The following is a 15,245-nucleotide window of genomic DNA, read 5'->3' as shown; positions in this document are numbered from 1 at the left end:
CCGCGGCGCAAGCCGCTCCGATGCCGCAGCCCGCGACGGCTCACCCGGCGACGGGCGCCTTTTCGGCAAGCTGGCGCAACACGCCGGCGACAAAGGCCGTGTCCTCGGGCGAGGACAGCGACGGCGCGTGACCACAGGTGTCGAACACGGTGACCTCGGGCTTCGGCCCGCGCCCGGTCATCTCGGTCGCGATCTCCTCGGTCAGCAGGTCCGAGGTCAGGCCCCGGATCACATGGGTCGGGGCGCTGATCCGGTCATAGATCGACCACAGGTCCATCGCGCCCCGATCCGCGTCCAGCACCTCGATGATGCGCGGATCGTAGTGCAGCGTGAGCCGCCCGTCCGCGCGCCGACGCACCGACGCCTCGGCCATGCGCCGCCAGAACGTGTCATGGGCGGGGCCGAACGGCACATAGACCTCGCGCAGCCAGCTTTCCGCCGCCGTCAGCCGCTCGAACGTCGGCAGGTCGGCGGAATAGGTCACGATCCGGTCGAGCGCGGCGTCCGGCACCACGGGACCGATATCGTTGATGACGAGCGCGGTGATCCGCTCCGGCGCCACGTCACCCGCGACCGTGATCCCGATCTGTCCGCCCATCGACGTGCCGAACCACGCCGCACGCGCGATGCCGTAATGGTCGAGCATCGCCATCGCCATCCGCGCATAGTTGGGCAGGACGTAATCGACCTCGGGCGCGTCCGACCACGACGAAAAGCCCCGCCCGATCGTGTCCGGGCACAGCACGAAATGCGTCTCGGACAGCGCGCGGGCCAGTTCGTCGAAGTCGCGCCCGTTGCGCGCCAGCCCGTGCCACATGACGAGCGCGGGGTTCGTGGGCTCCCCCCACTCCATGACGTGAAGCTCGTGGCCCATGAGCGGCAGGTAGGCGGAGCGCGGCATCATTTCGCAGCCCTGCGCTGGATGATTGTCCCCGCGATGCCCGCCGGGAAGAAATAGACCAGCAGGATGAAGATGATGCCAAGCCACAACAGCCACCGGTCGGGGCTGAGAAGCTCTGGCAGGAACGGGATCGCCTCAGTCGCGTTGGCGGCGACCTCCATCAGATCACGCAGGTAGTATTGTGCGAGCACCATGAGCGTCGCCCCGATCACCGCGCCCCACATCGTGCCCATCCCGCCGATCACGACCATCAGCAGAATGTCGATCATGATCGCAAAACTCAGCGTGGTTTCCGGCCCCGTGTATTTCAGCCATGTGGCATAGATGGCCCCTGCCAGCGCGGCGGCCACGGCAGCGATGACGAAGACGGCCGTGCGGAAAGCCACGACGCGGTAGCCGATGCCCTCGGCACGCGCCTCGTTCTCGCGGATGGCCTTGAGCACGGTGCCCAGCGGACTGCCCACGATCCGCAGCAACACCCAGAACATGAGCGCACAGGAGAAGAAGACGAAGTAATAGGCCGCGATCTTGCCGTTCATGCGAACGCCCAGGATCTTGGCCACCTTGCCCTCGTCATCGGTCAGAAGCTTGGTCGCGGGCTTGAACACGTCCGGCACGGAATAGGTGATCCCGTCCTCGCCGCCCGTGAAGGTCGACAGCTGCGACGCCAGGACGAGCGCGACCGAGGCCGCCGCGAGCGTGATCATCGCAAAGAAGATCGCCTTCACCCGGAGCGACAGAAGCCCGATCAGCACCGCGACCACGGCGGCCACCAGAACGCCCGCGAGCGTGCCTATGATCCAGTAGCCCCATGTGTTGTCCAGCTGCTTCATCGCGATGGCCACCCCGTAGGCGCCGAAGCCGAAGAACATGGTATGCGCAAAGCTCACGATGCCGGTGTAGCCGATGAGCAGGTCGTATGAGGCGACCAGCACGATGAACACGGCGATGCGCGCGGCGACTTCGACCTGCCGCACTTCCTGAAAGAAGAACGGGGCAAAGAGCAGGACGGCCCAGACCGCGAAGGCGATCAGTTTGACGGTTGTGTTGCCTTTCATGGTCCCCTCCTCACTTCACCGCCGGGGCGAGGCCATAGGGCCGCCACAGCAGAATGGCCATCATCAGGAGCATGTTGGACGCCAACGCCAGTTTCGGGGCGAGGAAGCCAACGTAGTTCTGCATCAGCGCCACCATGATCGCGCCCAGAAGCGTGCCCTGGATCGACCCGAGGCCGCCGATGATGACGACGATGAACACGATCACCATCATCTCGGCCCCGAGCGCCGGGGTGATGAGCGTCTCGTATCCCGCCCACATGGCCCCGCCCATCGCGGCGAGCGCCGAGCCGAGCATGAAGACCCCGATGAACAGCCGGTCGATCTTGAAGCCCAGCGCCTCGACCATCTCGCGGTTCTCGACGCCCGCGCGGATGAGCAGGCCCATCCGGGTGCGGTTGAGAAGCAGGTAGAGACCGGCATAGACGACGGCACCCACGATGAAGGCGAACAGGCGAAAAATCTCGAGCGACGACCCACCGACGATGATTGTGCCCTCGAGGAAGTTCGGACGAAGCACGGTGGTCGGCGTCCCGCCCCACGTGGCGAGGATCAGCTGTTCGGCCACGATGAGCGCGCCCATCGTGATGAGGATCTGGCGCAGGTGATCGGAATAGACGGGCTTGACGATCACCCGCTCGAAAAACCAGCCCAGCGCCGCGCCAAAGACGATGGCCGCCGCGATGGCGAAAACCAGCGCCATGATGTTGAGGAAGATGCTCTCGGAGCCAAGCCAGCCACCGAAATAGGCCAGGACGCTCGCCGCCACGAAGGCGCCGAAGCTCACGAAGGCCGAGTGGCCGAAGTTCAGCACGTCCATCAGGCCGAAGACGAGGCTCAGGCCCGAGGCCATGAGGAACAGCATCATCCCCATCGCAAGGCCCGCGACCGTCAGCGTCAGCCACGAGGACGGCGCGCCGATCAGGACGAAGGCGATGATGGCGATCGCGACCGGAAGGAGGAAGACGCCCCCGAAACGTTCAACGATATTCACGCGACGGACCCTCCGTTAACGTTCTGATAATAAACAGGAATAGGTTTCGCGGCGAAACCCTGGCGCAGGATGTCGGACATCAGCTCGCCTCCATCGACAGGCTGAGAAGCCGGTCCTGCAATGCCGTGTCGGCGGCGAAATCGGCCATCGTGCCGGTGTGAACCACCCGCCCGTCGTCGATCACCGCCATGTCGCGGCCAAGGCTTTTCGCGAACGAGAAGTTCTGCTCGACGAGCAGGATGGTGGTCGTCTCGGAAATCTCGCGGAACGCCTCGCCCATCGCCGAGATGATCGAGGGGGCCAGCCCCTTGGTCGGCTCGTCGATCAGGATCAGGTCGCGCGGCTCGATGATGGCGCGCGCAACGGCAAGCATTTGTTTCTGCCCGCCCGACAGGCTCCACGCCTGCTTGTCCCAGAACTGCTCCAACGCCGGGAACAGCTCATAAACGCGGGCGAGTCGGGTCTGGTCGAACTTGCCCGATGCAGTGGCGAGCACCATGTTCTCGGCCACAGTCAGACCGCCAAAAATCCCCATGTTTTCAGGGACAAAGGCGATACCCTTGCGCGCGATGTCAGAGGTGTGGAGCGACGAGATATCCTCGCCCCGAAACGTCACCGACCCCTCGGGCCGGTCCAACAGACCGATGATCGAGCGCAGCGTCGTCGTCTTGCCCGCGCCGTTGCGGCCGAGCAGGACGAACACGCCGCCCTCGGGCACGTCCAGGGTTACGCCATGCAGAACGGAATACTGCCCGATCGAGACGTCCATGTTCCGGATGGACAAAAGGCTCATGCCATTTCTCCTGCGTTTCCGAGATAGACGTCGCGCACGACCTGGCTGGACATGACCTCGCCCGGGTCGCCATCGGCGATCAGCTCGCCGTTGTGCAGCACGATGATCCGGTCGGCCAGCTGCCGCACCACGTCCATCTTGTGTTCCACGAGCAGCACCGTCTTGGTGTGGTCGTGCTTGATCTCGGCGATAAGGTCGAGAACGTCGGGCGCATGGTCGAGGCTCATGCCCGCCGTCGGTTCATCGAACATGTAGATGTCGGGCTCCATCGCCATGAGGAGCGCGACTTCGAGCTTGCGCTGATCGCCATGCGGCAGGGCGGCGGCGGGCAACTCGGCCTTGTCCTCGAGCTTGGTGGCCGCGAGGTAGCGTTCGGCCCGCGAGGTGAGCTCGGTGAGCCGGGAAACAGGTGTGAAGAACCGGAACCCCGCCCCTTCCTGCGCCTGCACGGCGAGGCGGATGTTCTCGATCACGCTCAGACGCGGGAACAGGTTGGTGAGCTGAAAGGCCCGGCCAACGCCGTGGCGCGCGCGTGTCGATGCGGGCATCCGGGTCAGGTCCACCCCGTCCTTCGTCACCGTCCCGGCGCTCGGCGTGAGCTGGCCCGAAATCATGTTGAAGTAGGTGGTCTTGCCGGCCCCGTTCGGTCCGACGATCACGGTCAATTCGCCGGGGCGAAAGTCGCAGGACACGGCGTTCACGGCCGTATGCCCGCCGAACCGGATCGTGAGATCACGGGTGGAGAGTGATGGATGTGTCATGGCTTTGGGGATTGGTTGGGGCCCCGGCCGACCGCGCCGGCCGGGGCGACACCGATCAGTTCTCGCGACCGATCGGAATGTCCATTTCGTCGGCTTCGATGATCCGGACCTTTTCCGGGATCGCCCACTCCACGTCGTCATCCACGCGGATCTTGAAGTGCAGCATGGATTGCAGCGCCTGGTGATCTTCCGGACGGAAGGTCATCTCACCCTTGGGCGTGTCCCAGGTCATGCCTTCCATCGTGGCGATCAGGTCTTCGGTGTCGAGCGACGGGCTCTCGCGCAGCGCCTTCACCACGGCCAGGGCCGAAGCCATGCCACCAGCGGTGAAGAAGTCCGGCGGGCTGTCGAAGCGCGCCATGTGCTCTTCCACGAGCCAGTTGTTGATCTCGTTGTCGAAGGCTTCGTAGTAGTAGTAGACCGCACCTTCGAGGCCGGGGAACCGCTTGTAGGTCGGCAGAACCGGAAGGATGTGCCCGCCCATCGACAGTTCGATGTCGAACCGGCCCGGGTCCATCGACTGGAGCTTGCCCGGCGCGTCGCCGCCACCGGCCCAGTAGACCAGAATGACCTTGCGGCCTTCCTTGTCTTTCAGCGCGTTGAACAGGCGCTCACCCACGGCGGTGAAGTCGGCGGTGCCCTGCGGCGCGTATTCTTCCGCGACCACCGTGGCCCCGGAGCCTTCGAGCGCGTTCTTGAACGCGGCGATCCCGTCACGACCGAAAGCATAGTCCTCGGCCAGCGTGGCGACATACAGGTTCTCGTCCGGCTGAAGCGCCTGCGCCTGTGCCTGCATGTCCATCGACGAGTTGCGCGAGGTCTTGAAGACGTAGCGGTTGGAATCCGGGCCGGTCAGGCTGTCGGCCACGGCCGGCTCGACGATGAAGATCCGCTCGTATTCCTCGGCGATCGGCAGCATCCCGGTGGTCACGCCCGACGACGTGGCGCCGACCGCGATCAGGACGTCATCGTCGGCATAGGCCTCGGCCAGCACGGCACGGGCCACGTCCGGTTTGAACTGCGTGTCCTTCTTGATGATCTCGATGGGGTGACCGTTCACCTCCATCGTGCCGTCGGTGGCATATTCGAGGCCCATCTCGAACCCGGTCTGGGTCTGCTTCGAGAAGACCTCGAAAGCATTGCCCGACATCCCGTGGATGAGCGCGATCTTGACCGGGTCCCCATCCTGCGCGACGGCAGGTACGGCGAGGCCCACGGCAAACGAGAACGCGGCGACTGCGCGTTTCATGGTAATCATGGATTGTCCTCCCTTGCCCCGCGGTGGTTTCACCCTCCGCGGGATCGGTGTAAGTGTGGACAGAGCCTCGCTTTTTGGAAGGGTCCGGGCAAGTTGGGGAAAATACTTATAGATCAAGCCTACCAGACCGGCGACTTCTCGGCGCTTGCGTTCGAGTACTCTCCGGTCGGTCTGGTGATCACCGAAAGCCGCGTGATCCGGGGCTGCAATCCCGAGTTCGAGCGCATGTTCGGCTATGGGCCGGGCGAGCTGAATGACCAGTCATTTCAAGTGCTTTACCCGAGCCCGGAGGAGTTCGTGAAGATCCGGGACCGCGGTGTGGACCAGCTGCGCGAGACGAACACCTACTGGGACGAACGGGTCATGGCACGCAAGGACGGGTCGCTGTTCTGGTGCCGCACGCGGGGCCATTCGCTGACCCCCGAGGGCGATCCGCTAAACCGCGCGGTGTGGAGTTTCGCGGACCTGTCGGGCCACCGCCCCTACCAGCCGCTCACACCCCGCGAGCGGCAGGTGGTCAACCTCGTGGCCGAGGGGATGACGTCGAAAGAGATCGCCCGCGCGCTGGGGATCAGCCCGCGCACGGTCGAGGTTCACCGGGCGAAACTGCAAAAGAAGTTCGGCGTGACCAACACGAATTCGCTGCTTCACGCCATGTCGGGCGTGCCGCCGGAGCGCATCGTCGCCCGCTGAGGCCGCACCGGATCAGACAGGCTCTTCCTGCGGGCTGTCCACAATCTTTGCCACGTTTCCGCCGAGGGCCTGCATCTGGTGATCGGCCCAGAACCGGATGTCGTATTTGTGGACCGTCTCGCGCAGCGCGCGCATCCGGTCCTGTCGTTCGGGGGCCTCCATGTTCAGCGCCTGTTCGATGGCGCTTTGCATCGAGCGGGCGGAGAACGGGTTGGTCAGAAGGGCCGAGCCCATTTCGACCGCCGCGCCCGCGAATTCCGACAGTACCAGCACCCCGTCCCCGTCGATCCGCGCCGCGCAGAATTCCTTGGCGACAAGGTTCATGCCGTCGGCCAGCGGCGTGATCCAGGCCACGTCGGCGGCCCGGTAGTAGGAGACGAGTTCGGTGAAGGGAATCGCCCGGCTGATAAGCGCGATGGGCTGCCAGTCGAGCGTGCCGAAGCGCCCGTTGATCCGCCCCGCCATCTGTTCGAGGTCGGCCTGGATATTTTCATAGACCGTCATGTTCTGGTTTGCGGGGACCGAGACGTGCATGAGCTTGACCTTGCCCAGCATGTCGGGGTTCGCCTCCAGCAGCCGCTCGAAGCTTTCCAGCTGGTCGATCCCGCCCTTGGTGTAGTCGGTCCGGCCCACGGACAGCAGCAGGCGGCGTTCGCCCAGTTCCGCGCGAATTTCGGCGGTCTTGTCCTCCGTCTCGGAGCGCCGTGCGACCTCTTCGATATAGTCCGCGTCGACCCCGACCGGCGAAGCCTGCACGCGGATGGTGCGGCCCTCATGGGCGATCACGTCCGGCACGGACACCTCGGTCAGCGCGGAAAACTCGGTCGCGAAATCCTCGTCCACCTTCTGACGGCTGACCACGTCCACCTCGAGCATGGAGCGGGCGGCGGAGACGAAATTCGCGACGTAGCGCGGGATGTGGAAGCCGACGACATCGCAAGCCAGCAGGCTTTCGAGGATTTCCTTGCGCCACGGCAGCACGTTGAACATGTCGGCCGAGGGAAACGGCGTGTGGTGGAAGAAGCTGATCTTCACGTCCGGGCGCAACTGGCGCAGGTAGCCGGGCACGAGCCAGAGGTTGTAGTCATGGACCCAGACCACTGCCCCCTGCGCGGCTTCGGCGGCGGCGGCCTCGGCGAAGGCCCAGTTTACCTCGCGAAAGGTCGGCCAGTCGACGGGGTCGTAATTGTAGCGTTCCTTGAACCCGTGGAGGATCGGCCAGAACGCTTCTTTCGACGAGACTTCGTAGAAGCTCTTGACCTGCTCACGGGTGAGCGGGAGACGCAGAACGGCGTAGGTGCCGAAATCGTCGTCGATCTCGATCCGTCGCTCGAAGTCGGGGTCCGAGGGCGTATCGCTTTCCTTCCATGCGACCCATGACCCCTTGTCGAAGCGGCCGAAAAAGCTCTTGAGCGTCGGCACGATGCCGTTCGGGCTCTTGTTCTCGTGGTATTCGATTTTCCCGTCCACCTCGACCTCCGTGTAGGGCTGGCGGTGGTAGACGATCACGAGATTCGAGGACATTTCAGGCTCCTAGGGGAACTTTGGGGTGAAGGTCGAAGGCGTGGATCGCCTCCATGATGCCCGCGGCGCCGTGGCCGGTGGCGTAGTGGACCTGCGGCAGATGCGCGACGCGCGAGACGAGCGCGGGTTCTGAGTTGCCGACCGCGACGGCGGGCAGGCCGCATTCGAGCATGGACAGGTCGTTGAGCGTGTCGCCCGCAACGAGGACGCGGTTTTCGTCCATGCCGAGATGCTCCACCAGACGGCGGATCGACGGGCCCTTGGAGACGCCCTTGGGCAGCACATCGAAGAAGCGGTTGTCGGAGATCAGCCAGTCGAGGCCCAGCGCCTCCACCCGGGTCTTGGCGCCCTCGTCGAAGGCCTCGGGGTCGAGGTCGTAGCTTACCCGGTAACGGAAGTCAGTCGGCTGAAGCGTGAGGCCCGGCGCACCCGCGAGCCTGTCGCGCACCCGGTCGCCCTTGTCGCCCCAGCGGGCGGCGATGTCTTCCTCGAGCGCCGCGATGGGCGAGATCGCCTGCTCGGACACCTGGGCAATGGTCGTGCCGACGTCGCCCACGACATATTCGGGCCAGGGCAGCGCGCCGGTCTTGCACATCTCGCCGATGAACTGCGGGTCGCGCCCGGTGACGAAGATCAGGCCCACGGTATCGCGGTTCGTTTCGATCCAGTCATAGAGCCGATGGCGGTCCGCCTCGCTCCCGCCCAGAAACGTGCCGTCGAGGTCGGTGGCGAGCGTAAAGCGGCGGGTGGCCAGCGGGGTCGCGGGCAGTTTGGGGATGTTCATTCGCTGGCTCCGAATCCAAGCGTGGCCGTGGGCGCGGGGTGGTCGAGCAGGATGTCGAGCGCGCGGGGCTCGGCCTCGATGGGTCGGGTCCAGAGGGCGTTGAAGCTGTCTTGCAGGTCCGCGCCCTCGTGCAACACCGCGTTCACGGTTTCGCAGATCGGCATGGGCACACCGATGCGGCGGGCGAGGTCGATGACCGAGACGGCGTTCACCTCGCCCTCGACGACGACGGGCTTGCCCTCGAAACAGTCGGGCCTTGCGATGCCCTGCCCCAGTTGCGTGCCCAGCGACATGTTGCGTGAGGTGGTCGAGGAGCAGGTGAGCGTCAGGTCGCCCGCGCCCGCAAGACCGGTGACGGTTTCGCGCGAGCCGCCCAGCGCCTCGGCCATCCGCTTCATCTCGTCGATGCCACGGGTGATGAGCGCGGCGCGCGTGTTCTCGGCAAAGCCCGCGCCTGACATCATGCCGCAGGCGATGGCGATGACGTTCTTGACCGCGCCGCCCACCTCGACGCCCACGAGGTCGTCGGAGACATAGGGGCGGAAGCCTGCGCCGGAGAGCGACACGGCGAGGCGGGCCGCGGGGCTGTCATGCGGGGCGAGCCGGTTCTGGTAGGAAAACGGGAAGGCGACGGTGGCGGCGGTCGGATGGTCCAGCGCGGTTTCACGCGCGAAAGTCGGGCCGGAGACCGCGCCGACCGGGTGGCCCGGCAGCATTTCGCAGACCACCTCGGAGAGCAGAAGCCCCGAACCGCGCTCGATCCCCTTGCAGGCGAGCGCGATGGGGATGCCCGCCGGGATTTGCGGGCGCATGGCGGTGCAGACATCCCTAAGGGTGGCGGAGGGCGTGACGACGATCACGGCGTCGGCTCCCGACAGCGCCTCACCGATGACGGCGGTGGCGCGGATGCCGGGTGGCAGGGGGATGCCCGGCAGGTAATCGGGGTTCTCGCCACTCACGTTTATGGCTTCGGCCAGCTCGGGGCGGCGCGACCACAGGGCCACGTCGCGGCCGTTGCGGGCCAGAACGGTTGCAAGGGCTGTGCCCCAGGACCCGGCACCGATAACGGCAACGCGGGCATAGGGCGCGGAGGACGGCGTGTTGGTGCTGTCTTTCATCTGCTCGGGCTAAAGCCCTTTTGATTTGTCGTTGCTCGGCCGACCGGGGGGCGGATCGGCCCAGGGAGCGCGGGACCGCTCACCGAGATGTCGCGCCTCTACCCCTCATCCGCCCGGATCACGGGGGTGCGCGACGTTTCTGGACATAAGGGTAATGTCTTCCCGTCCCTCCGCAAGGCAACGCTGCCTTGCAGAATATTGTTCCCGCGGTCGTGATCGGACGGGGCGCGGTGTCTGCACGGGAAATAATCAGCCTGCCCGAAAATTGGGCAGGCCGTCAGATCAGGGTGTCAGGCGGCTTGCGACCAGCGACAGGTTGTTCACGCTGTCCGTTCCGAGGCCAACGAGGGTCAGGAACTTCTGCAATTCGGTCGACGGTGCGCCGGAGACATAGAGGATGTCGTCCTCGAGCACGTCGAACCGCTTGGCGAGGAACAGGGTGTTCGGGTCACGTAGGTTCGCCCGGTAGACCACGTTGACGTAGCCGTTCGGGTTGGCGATCGGGAAGGTCGGGTCGAGCTTGCGGGCAAGCGAGGCATGTTCGCGGCGCAGCAGGAACACGCCACCCGGATCGGACAGCACGTTGATGAGGCCGCCGGCCTTGGCCACGGCTTTCTCAAGCGTGATGCCGGAGGTCGGAAAATCGACGAGCGTGTTGCGGCCCGTGGCGCCCAGCGCGGTGAAAATCTTGACCTCGCGCACGACGGTGATGGTGTCGCCGGCGCGGGCATAGATGTTCTCGCTCGGGTTCTTGATGAGCTTGCCCATCGCGATGGACAGCGTGTGGCCGCCGCGCGACAGGGTGACGACCGTTTCATCGGTAGGGCTGCGCGCGCCACCGGCCGCGGCGATGACATCGAGGATGCGGTCGCCTGCCTGCGTGAGGGGAATGCGCCGCCCGTTCACCACTTCGCCGGTCACGGTCACGGTGTTGGAGACGTTCTGGTTCACCGAGACGATGGCCTGCGGCTCGATCGCCTTGCCCTGAAGCGCCTCGACGATCTTGGCCTCGGCTTCCGACAGCATCAGCCCTGCCACAGTGACCCGGCCCGCGTAGGGAATGGTGATCGCCCCGTCCCGCTCGACGACCTGTGCCGGGATACCCGTGGCGCGCGAGCCGCTGGCCCCCGGTGCGCCGGTGGCGAAGAGCCCGCCGCCGTTGGCCTCCCAGATCGACACGCTCACCGCGTCGCCCACGCCGATCCGGTACTGTCCGGCGCCGCGGTAGGCGCCCCCGAGGCTGCCGAAGCTGGGCGCGCCGCGCCCTTCGAGCAGCTTGACGGTGCGCGGGGTGAGGTCCGCCACGATGAATCCTTCGGCGGTGGCCGAGGGCGTGCGGTTCTCTTCCATGTCGAAGGCGGCCGTGGTCGGGCCCTGGTTCGGAAGGATGGTGCAGGCGCCGAGAAACAGCGACAGGATGAGCGGCAGGAGGCGTGTCAGGGTCATGCAGTCTTCCGCAGTGCCGACGCCGTGGGCGAATCGCGGCCGGGGGCCGGAAAATCGCGACGTAGCAGGGTGTTCGTTGTGTCGTTCTGGTCGGTGCTCATGACCATCCCCCCGGATATCACCGGGGTTATGTGACAGGATTTTCCGGGGTTGGCAATTGCCGCGCGCCGCCGTTTGGCCAAGGGTTTCATCCCCGCAACAGGCCGCCGTCAGGACGGCCCGTGGCGGGCGGGTTCGCGCCTATCGCAGCACCCCGCGCCGCGTCATCGCGCGTGCATAAAGCCAGAGCCCGAGCGCCACGATGATGATGGCGGCGGTGAAGGCGAGCGAGCCGGGCCCCATCATGTCGACAAGCGTCGTGCCCATGCTGGAAATGGAGTGGAGCGTGTTGCCGATCAGACCGATCAGCGACAGCACGAAGGCCAGCTGCGCGAAGCCCGAGCGCAGGAGCAGCAGGACCGACCCGATGATCGCCCCCCAGACGCCCAGCGCCCAGAACACCTCGGCCCAAAGCGGGAAGCTCGAATACCATTCGCGCTGCGCCTCGGTCATCACGCCGAGGTAACTTTCCGCGCTGAAATGGGCCAAGACCCAGTCATAGGCCCCGCCCGCGTTCCACAGGAGCGACAGAACGCCCACGACCCACAGATGCCAAGGTGTCTTCATCGTCCCCTCCCCCTATTATCCGACGATCCTTGCCGCTGGACCCGCGCCGGTCAAGCGTCCTAGGGTCCGGCCATGAGCATCGTCATTCTGACAGGCGCCGGGATTTCGGCGGAAAGCGGTTTGGGCACGTTTCGCGATGAGGACGGGCTTTGGACGAAATACGATCTGAACGAAGTGGCCACGCCCGAGGGGTTCGCGCGCAATCCGGCGCTGGTGCAGGACTTCTACAACGCCCGGCGCGCCAATTGCCGGGGTGCCTCTCCCAACGCGGCGCATCACGCGCTCGGCCGTCTGGTCGCGGCGCGGCCCGATACGGTTGTCGTGACGCAGAACGTGGATGACCTGCACGAACGCGGCGGGGTGACGGACGTGATCCACATGCATGGGGAGCTGTTCCGAGCGCTCTGCGCGGCCTGCGATCACCGCTGGGATGCGCCTGAGGAGATGTCGGTGAGCGCCCCCTGCCCCGCCTGCGGCGCACCCGCGACCCGGCCCGATGTCGTGTGGTTCGGCGAGATGCCCTATCACATGGAGCGGATCTTCGACGCGCTGGAACGGGCCACGCTTTTCGTCGCGATCGGCACGTCCGGCAGCGTCTATCCCGCCGCCGGATTCGTGGGCGAGGCGCGGGCCAACCGGGTGGAGACGCTGGAGCTCAACCTCGAACCCAGCGATGTGGGCGGACAGTTCGACGCGGGCCGTTACGGACCCGCGTCTGAGATCGTGCCGCTCTGGGTCGACGAGGTGCTGGGCGCCCGCTGACCCGGACGTCGGCTCAGTTGGAGGCGCCCATGTTGCCGTGGTTCATGGCACCCATCCCGGCCTCGCCCGGCTTGCGGTCGTTGTCGACGGTGATCTCGACCGCGACCTCGCCTGCCTTCTCAAAAACCAGCGTGACGTCGAGCGTCTCGCCGTTCTCGAAGCCGTCGGTCAGGCCCATGAACATGACATGGTCTCCGCCGCGTTTGAGCATGTGCTCGCTACCGGCGGCGACCGGGATGCCGCCTTCGATCTGAACCATGCGCATCACGCCTTCGTCGTTGGCGATATGGGTGTGCAGTTCGACTTTCTTCGCGGCGTCCGAGCGCACGCCGATAAGCGTGTCGTCCTCGTCGCCGGTGTTTGCGAGCATGAAGAAGGCGGCCCCGGCGAGGGCATTCGCGCCCGCGGACCGTGCATAAGCGTCGTGGATTTCGATCTCGCTCCCGGCGATGGCGGGCATGGCGAGGGTGGCGGCGATGGCCGCGATGATGGTGCGTTTCATTGTCGTGTCTCCTGATGTGATCTGAAAGGTGGGGTCAGATCGTCAGGGGCGGCCCCCGCGCCGCCGGCGTCACCTCCTCACGCGAGGCGGGAATGGCGCGTGCCGAGGGCGCAGGCAGGGCCACGCGCCGCAGTTCGGGCGCCGGCAGGGGGGGCGCCGAGAACGCCGCGGCGAAGATCGAATGACCCTCAGGGCAGACGTCCACGTTCTCCACGGGTTCCCCGTCCGGGCCGATCGTGATGGTCGTCACGCCAACCCCGGAACAGATCACGATATCCGTGCCCACGGGCATCGGCACACCCTTGGCCCCGGCGAGGACAACCCCCGACAGGACGAGCGCGAGCGCCATGATTATGGACGTGATCCGGTGCATCGCATGACACCTATATCCGGCGCGGGGACCGGGCAAGGCGCCGTTTGTCGCGGCTGGCGCGTGGCCATCCGGCGCGGGGGCGGTTAGGGTAGGCTCACACCAACAGAGGGGACGACCATGACCGGCCTGACCGAAGCCGAGGACATTTCCGATATCGCTTTCGCCTACATGGGCTCGCGCGCGCTCTTCGCCGCGATCCGGTTCGACATCTTCACGGCGCTGGCGGACGGCCCGTTGCAGGCCGCAGTGCTGGCGGAGAAAGCCGGATTGCCGGTGGAACGCTGCCGGACGCTGATGACCGCGCTCACCGGGCTGGGCCTGACGACGGTGGATGGCGCGGGGCGTTTCGCCAATTCGGCCGCGGCCGACGCCTTCCTCGTGAAAGGCGCGAAATACGACTTTTCGGACTACCTCGAACGGCAGGTCGGGCAGCAGATGTATCCGCTGATGGACCAGATCGACGCGGCGTTGACCGGCGATCTTGCCGAGGACGCGACCGATTCCTACGACACCTGGTTTTCCGACCCCGAACAGGCGCGGCTCTACTCCGAAAGCCAGCACGCGGGCTCACTCGGCCCGGCGCGGGGGCTTGCGAAACGGGTGGACCTGTCGGACGTGCGCCGCCTTCTGGATGTCGGTGGCGGCACGGGGGCCTTCGCCATCACCCTTTGCAAGGCGAACCCGAAGCTCACGGCGACCGTCATCGACTTTCCCAATGTCGCCGCGCTGGGCGAAGGGTATGTCGCCGAGGCGGGGCTGAGCGACCGTATCACCTATCGCCACGCCAATGCGCTGGAGGGCGACTGGCCCGACGAACAGGATGCGATCCTCATGTCCTACCTGTTCTCGGGCGTGCCGGACCATACGCACGAGGGGCTGATCGCCCGCGCCTTCGACCACCTCGCACCGGGCGGGCGGCTTCTTATCCATGACTTCGTGGTGGATGCGGACCTGACCGGGCCCAAGAACACGGCGCTCTGGCAGCTCCAGCACACGGCCTTCACGCCCGAGGCCCGGTCGCTCGACGATGGATGGCTGGCCGAGGCCATGACGAAGGCGGGCTTCGCGGATGTCACGGTCGGCCCGCTCATTCCGGGCATGACCAAGCTCGCCACGGGCCACCGCCCCTGATCTTCCCTGCGCCCAAATAGTTCGAAAGGGGAGACGCGTCCGGGGGAGGCTGGCCTCCCCCCGCCGCGACGTCCCGGCGCAGCCGGGGCGGCGCAAAACCTGCGCGCGCGTCAGCGCGCTCCTTTCGACAGCGCCCGGGAACGACAAAGGCCCCGCCCTGGGGCGAGGCCATTCATCACGAACGCGGTGAGGATCAGGCGGAAGCCTGGGCCTTCGCGATCTCTTTCTTGACCTTCAGCGCCTTGGCCGAAAGCTCGGCGTCCTTGGCCTTCGCCAGGAACTTGTCGAGCCCGCCGCGGTGATCGACCGTGCGCAGGGCCGAGGCCGAGATGCGCAGCTTGATCGGCCGACCGAGGGTCTCGGACACGAGCGAAACGTCGTTCAGGTTCGGCAGGAAGCGACGCCGGGTCCTGTTGTTGGCGTGGCTGACGTTGTTTCCAACGGCGGGGCCTTTGCCGGTCAGTTCGCAGACACGCGACATGGG

17 protein-coding genes are annotated in these 15,245 nt (G+C 66.0%); 3 read left to right on the top strand and 14 right to left on the bottom strand.

Annotated features, from left to right (window positions below; all coding sequences use genetic code 11):
* Nucleotides 1–40: 40 nt before the first annotated feature.
* From B2585_RS14895 to B2585_RS14870, 6 genes are all read right to left on the bottom strand, one after another.
* Nucleotides 41–904, bottom strand: a complete 864-nt coding sequence (locus tag B2585_RS14895; RefSeq protein WP_292024689.1) for an alpha/beta fold hydrolase — start codon at nucleotides 902–904, stop codon at nucleotides 41–43.
* Nucleotides 901–1,959 (bottom strand): branched-chain amino acid ABC transporter permease, encoded by a 1,059-nt coding sequence (locus B2585_RS14890; RefSeq protein WP_292024687.1) that lies wholly within the window; start codon nucleotides 1,957–1,959, stop codon nucleotides 901–903. The genes B2585_RS14895 and B2585_RS14890 overlap by 4 nt, the downstream gene beginning before the upstream one ends.
* 10 nt (nucleotides 1,960–1,969) lie before the next feature.
* Complete coding sequence (locus B2585_RS14885) at nucleotides 1,970–2,944, bottom strand: branched-chain amino acid ABC transporter permease (protein WP_414674064.1); 975 nt, start codon at nucleotides 2,942–2,944, stop codon at nucleotides 1,970–1,972.
* Nucleotides 2,945–3,029: 85 nt separating this feature from the next.
* Nucleotides 3,030–3,743, bottom strand: coding sequence for an ABC transporter ATP-binding protein (locus B2585_RS14880; RefSeq protein WP_292024684.1), 714 nt, complete (start codon nucleotides 3,741–3,743; stop codon nucleotides 3,030–3,032).
* The gene (locus B2585_RS14875) at nucleotides 3,740–4,504 is read right to left on the bottom strand and encodes an ABC transporter ATP-binding protein (protein WP_292024682.1); all 765 of its coding nucleotides are present in this window, start codon (nucleotides 4,502–4,504) and stop codon (nucleotides 3,740–3,742) included. Before B2585_RS14875 ends, B2585_RS14880 begins: the two co-directional genes overlap by 4 nt.
* Nucleotides 4,505–4,559: 55 nt before the next feature.
* The gene (locus B2585_RS14870; RefSeq protein ID WP_414674060.1) at nucleotides 4,560–5,762 is read right to left on the bottom strand and encodes a substrate-binding domain-containing protein; all 1,203 of its coding nucleotides are present in this window, start codon (nucleotides 5,760–5,762) and stop codon (nucleotides 4,560–4,562) included.
* Nucleotides 5,763–5,855: 93 nt separating this feature from the next.
* On the opposite strand from B2585_RS14870, the gene B2585_RS14865 reads away from it, so the two are divergent.
* Nucleotides 5,856–6,455, top strand: coding sequence for a LuxR C-terminal-related transcriptional regulator (locus B2585_RS14865; protein WP_292024679.1), 600 nt, complete (start codon nucleotides 5,856–5,858; stop codon nucleotides 6,453–6,455).
* A gap of 12 nt (nucleotides 6,456–6,467) precedes the next feature.
* Here B2585_RS14865 and ggpS read toward each other — a convergent pair whose 3' ends face one another.
* The 5 genes from ggpS to B2585_RS14840 form a co-directional block, all read right to left on the bottom strand.
* On the bottom strand, nucleotides 6,468–7,979 hold the full coding sequence (gene ggpS, locus B2585_RS14860) for a glucosylglycerol-phosphate synthase (protein WP_292024678.1): 1,512 nt from the start codon (nucleotides 7,977–7,979) through the stop codon (nucleotides 6,468–6,470).
* A gap of 1 nt (nucleotide 7,980) precedes the next feature.
* Nucleotides 7,981–8,763 (bottom strand): HAD-IIB family hydrolase, encoded by a 783-nt coding sequence (locus tag B2585_RS14855; RefSeq protein WP_292024676.1) that lies wholly within the window; start codon nucleotides 8,761–8,763, stop codon nucleotides 7,981–7,983.
* Nucleotides 8,760–9,881, bottom strand: a complete 1,122-nt coding sequence (locus B2585_RS14850) for an NAD(P)H-dependent glycerol-3-phosphate dehydrogenase (RefSeq protein WP_292024675.1) — start codon at nucleotides 9,879–9,881, stop codon at nucleotides 8,760–8,762. The genes B2585_RS14855 and B2585_RS14850 overlap by 4 nt, the downstream gene beginning before the upstream one ends.
* Nucleotides 9,882–10,163: 282 nt before the next feature.
* Nucleotides 10,164–11,327 carry a polysaccharide biosynthesis/export family protein gene (locus tag B2585_RS14845; protein WP_292024672.1) on the bottom strand — a complete coding sequence of 388 codons (1,164 nt, stop codon included), beginning with the start codon at nucleotides 11,325–11,327 and terminating at the stop codon, nucleotides 10,164–10,166.
* Nucleotides 11,328–11,567: 240 nt separating this feature from the next.
* A complete protein-coding gene (locus B2585_RS14840) occupies nucleotides 11,568–11,993 on the bottom strand; it encodes a hypothetical protein (RefSeq protein ID WP_292024670.1) in 426 nt (141 codons plus the stop codon).
* A 72-nt stretch (nucleotides 11,994–12,065) separates the two neighbouring features.
* Between B2585_RS14840 and B2585_RS14835 the strand changes: the two genes are divergently transcribed.
* A complete protein-coding gene (locus tag B2585_RS14835) occupies nucleotides 12,066–12,755 on the top strand; it encodes an NAD-dependent deacylase (RefSeq protein WP_292024668.1) in 690 nt (229 codons plus the stop codon).
* Between the two features lie 13 nt (nucleotides 12,756–12,768).
* On the opposite strand, the gene B2585_RS14830 is transcribed toward B2585_RS14835, so the two are convergent.
* Both B2585_RS14830 and B2585_RS14825 read right to left on the bottom strand, forming a co-directional pair.
* The gene (locus B2585_RS14830) at nucleotides 12,769–13,257 is read right to left on the bottom strand and encodes a copper chaperone PCu(A)C (RefSeq protein ID WP_292024667.1); all 489 of its coding nucleotides are present in this window, start codon (nucleotides 13,255–13,257) and stop codon (nucleotides 12,769–12,771) included.
* 34 nt (nucleotides 13,258–13,291) lie between these two features.
* On the bottom strand, nucleotides 13,292–13,630 hold the full coding sequence (locus B2585_RS14825) for a hypothetical protein (RefSeq protein WP_292024665.1): 339 nt from the start codon (nucleotides 13,628–13,630) through the stop codon (nucleotides 13,292–13,294).
* Nucleotides 13,631–13,747: 117 nt separating this feature from the next.
* Between B2585_RS14825 and B2585_RS14820 the strand changes: the two genes are divergently transcribed.
* Nucleotides 13,748–14,761: a methyltransferase gene (locus B2585_RS14820; protein ID WP_292024662.1), complete on the top strand. Its 1,014-nt coding sequence runs from the start codon at nucleotides 13,748–13,750 to the stop codon at nucleotides 14,759–14,761.
* Nucleotides 14,762–14,954: 193 nt separating this feature from the next.
* Here the strand turns inward: B2585_RS14820 and rpmB are convergent, their stop codons facing one another.
* Nucleotides 14,955–15,242, bottom strand: a complete 288-nt coding sequence (gene rpmB / locus B2585_RS14815; protein WP_292024659.1) for a 50S ribosomal protein L28 — start codon at nucleotides 15,240–15,242, stop codon at nucleotides 14,955–14,957.
* Nucleotides 15,243–15,245 lie beyond the last annotated feature (3 nt).

It is taken from the genome of Maritimibacter sp. UBA3975, from assembly GCF_002384975.1.
GTDB lineage: Bacteria > Pseudomonadota > Alphaproteobacteria > Rhodobacterales > Rhodobacteraceae > Maritimibacter.
The sequence above is the reverse complement of the archived record's forward strand: the minus strand, read 5'-3'. Positions and strand labels throughout refer to the sequence as shown.